Source organism: Streptomyces sp. MB09-02B (assembly GCF_033794485.1).
Lineage (GTDB): Bacteria > Actinomycetota > Actinomycetes > Streptomycetales > Streptomycetaceae > Streptomyces.
Genome location: NZ_JARGEE010000778.1, coordinates 1 through 2,025 on the forward strand (window position 1 = coordinate 1; position 2,025 = coordinate 2,025).

Here is a 2,025-nt window from a genome sequence, read left to right on the forward strand (position 1 = left end):
CCCGTAAGCCGACGCAGCAGCTCCTTCGAGCCCACCTCCACGGCCCCCGCCCGCACGACCTCCGCGTAGCGGTGGGACGGGATGTCGTAGTGGTCGCGCTCGAAGGCGCGCTCGGGGATGCCCACCTCCCTGGCGAAGGCGTGCAGTTCGTCGAAGGACACGTCGCTCACGAGGTGGGACCACATACGCCCGTGCCCCGGCCAGGTGGGCGGATCGACGTAGAGGGTCACGAGGACGCCGCCCCACCGAGCGCGCCCAGCGCCGCGACCCGTACCCCCGCCTTGTGACACACCCACTGTGGATCAGGCCCGAGCTCCGGCTCCACGTCGAGCGCGTGCGGGTCGCCGGCGCCGCAGACCGGGCAGAGGGGCCAGCGGCCGTACCGTTCGAGCAGGGCGTCCTGGACGTCCTGGGCGACGAGCCCGGCGACGTACGCCGCGCCGTCCGGCCACTGCTCGACCCACCAGCGGCGCTGCGCGACGGACTCCTCGACCATCGAGACGATGTCCGCCTCGGCGACCTGCCCGGACACCAGATCGGCGAGCACGAGGGCGCGGGCGGCGTGCAGCGTCTGCTCAAGGGGGCTCACGGGGTCACTGCCGGTACTCATGCGTCCATTGTGCGGGCCTTGACCATCCCGCCCGACAGAAAATATCTTTCAAGATGTGAGCGATGACGTGAAGGAAATTTTCTCCCCGGCGTCCGGTCCACCCGCGCCGCCCGCCCCGCCGCCCTCGCGGCGAAGGTGCGGACGCTGGCGCCCTCCATGACCCGCTCCATGCAGCGCGTCGCGGAGGCCGTGGCGAACGACCCGGCCGCCTGCGCGGCGCTCACGGTCACCGGCCTCGCCGAGCTCACCGGCACCAGCGAGGCCACGGTCGTGCGCACCGCCCGCCTCCTCGGCTACCCGGGCTACCGGGACCTGCGGCTCGCCCTCGCCGGTCTCGCCGCCCACCAGCAGTCGGGCCGCGCGCCCTCGGTCACGGCCGACATCGCGGTGGACGACCCGCTGCCCGACGTGGTCGCCAAGCTCGCGTACGACGAGCAGCAGACCCTCGCGGACACGGCGGCCGGACTCGACATGGGCCAGCTCGGCGCGGCGGTCGCGGCGCTCGCCGGGGCGCGGCGCATCGATGTGTACGGGGTCGGGGCGTCCGGGTTGGTCGCCCAGGACCTCACGCAGAAACTGCTCCGCATAGGGCTGATAGCCCAGGCGCACAGCGACCCGCACCTCGCCGTCACCAACGCGGTGCAGCTCCGCGCGAAGGACGTGGCCGTGGCGATCACCCACTCCGGCTCCACGGGCGACGTCATCGAGCCGCTGCGGGTCGCCTTCGACCACGGGGCCACGACGGTCGCGATCACCGGCCGCCCGGACGGGCCGGTCTCCCAGTACGCCGACCACGTCCTGACGACGTCCACGGCGCGGGAGAGCGAGCTGCGACCGGCGGCGATGTCGTCCCGGACGAGTCAACTCCTGGTCGTGGACTGCCTGTTCGTCGGCGTGGCGCAACGGACGTACGAGTCGGCCGCGCCGGCGCTGTCGGCGTCGTACGAGGCGCTGGCCCACCGGCATCGGACCGGGGGCCCCTCGCGGTAGCGCGGGGCCGGCAGTCGCGGTGCCCCGGCCGACCGTCACGGCAGCCCCGGAACACCACGGCGTCCGCCCGAAGGCACAGTCGCTCCACCAGCACGGAATGAGTCGCCATGCCCCCCACCTGCCCCAACGCCTCCACCCGCCCCAACACCTCCGACTCACCGAACACACCCGACTCACCGGGCACGTCCGACCCCCAGGGCGGCTCCCCCGGGCCTGGCGCCTCCCGCATCGCCGACGGCTCCGCCCTGCCGGACGCGTCCGCCGTAACGGACACCTCCGACGCGCCTGACGCTTCCGCCTTGCCCGACGGCTCCGCCCTTTCGGGTGACTCCTCTCCGCCTGACGCCCTCGGCCTCCCTGACACCTCCCGCCGTCCGGACGGCGGGAGGTGTCAGGGAGGCCGAGGGCGTCAGGCGGAGAGGAGT

The 2,025-nt window shown here is 73.6% G+C and carries 2 protein-coding genes and 1 pseudogene; 1 reads left to right on the plus strand and 2 read right to left on the minus strand.

Annotated elements, in window-relative coordinates:
- Together P1P70_RS43950 and P1P70_RS43955 are read right to left on the minus strand one after the other, a co-directional pair.
- Nucleotides 1–230 (minus strand): DUF4031 domain-containing protein (locus tag P1P70_RS43950; RefSeq protein WP_319248019.1); only part of this gene is annotated, 230 nt, incomplete at its 3' end.
- Complete coding sequence (locus P1P70_RS43955) at nucleotides 227–610, minus strand: hypothetical protein (RefSeq protein ID WP_319248020.1); 384 nt, start codon at nucleotides 608–610, stop codon at nucleotides 227–229. The genes P1P70_RS43950 and P1P70_RS43955, both read right to left, overlap by 4 nt.
- A 55-nt stretch (nucleotides 611–665) precedes the next feature.
- On the opposite strand from P1P70_RS43955, the pseudogene P1P70_RS43960 reads away from it, so the two are divergent.
- Nucleotides 666–1,600, plus strand: a pseudogene (locus P1P70_RS43960) (MurR/RpiR family transcriptional regulator).
- Nucleotides 1,601–2,025: the final 425 nt, after the last annotated feature.